General features: G+C 71.5%; 1 protein-coding gene. It reads right to left on the bottom strand.

Annotation, left to right across the window (positions count from 1 at the left end; all coding sequences use genetic code 11):
• Window positions 1-308 (bottom strand): triose-phosphate isomerase (locus NUH29_RS07645; protein ID WP_258799245.1); only part of this gene is annotated, 308 nt, incomplete at its 3' end.
• Window positions 309-379 lie beyond the last annotated feature (71 nt).

The following is a 379-nucleotide window of genomic DNA, read 5'->3' as shown; positions in this document are numbered from 1 at the left end:
CGCTCGGCGTGGCCGAGTTCGACCATGCGCACGCCGATCTCTGCCAGTTCGGCGGGGCTGACTTCGCCCGTGTAGGCGCCCGCGTCGTGCTCGGAGGCGTCTTGCGCGGCCACGATCGCACGTGTGCCGGCGAACGCCTCGAGGGCGGGCAGCAGCTGCAGGTAGCCGGGCGCCACGAAGAGCTCGACACGCCCGTCGGCGACCGCCTCGCTGCGCGCCGCGATGTCGGCGACCTCGGCGAGCCATTCGCGCGCGGCGCGGTGCCCGAAGTACATCTTCAGGCTCACCCCCACGGTGATGCGTGCCATCAGCAGCTGCCGGTGTTCTCGTACTCCGTCAGCACGGCGACCTTCTCGGCGCTGGCCGAGGTGGGGTCGAA

Source organism: Protaetiibacter mangrovi, assembly GCF_024752305.1.
Lineage (GTDB): Bacteria > Actinomycetota > Actinomycetes > Actinomycetales > Microbacteriaceae > Homoserinibacter > Homoserinibacter mangrovi.
Note: the sequence above shows the minus strand (reverse complement) of the source record. Positions and strands in the feature narration are given on the sequence as shown.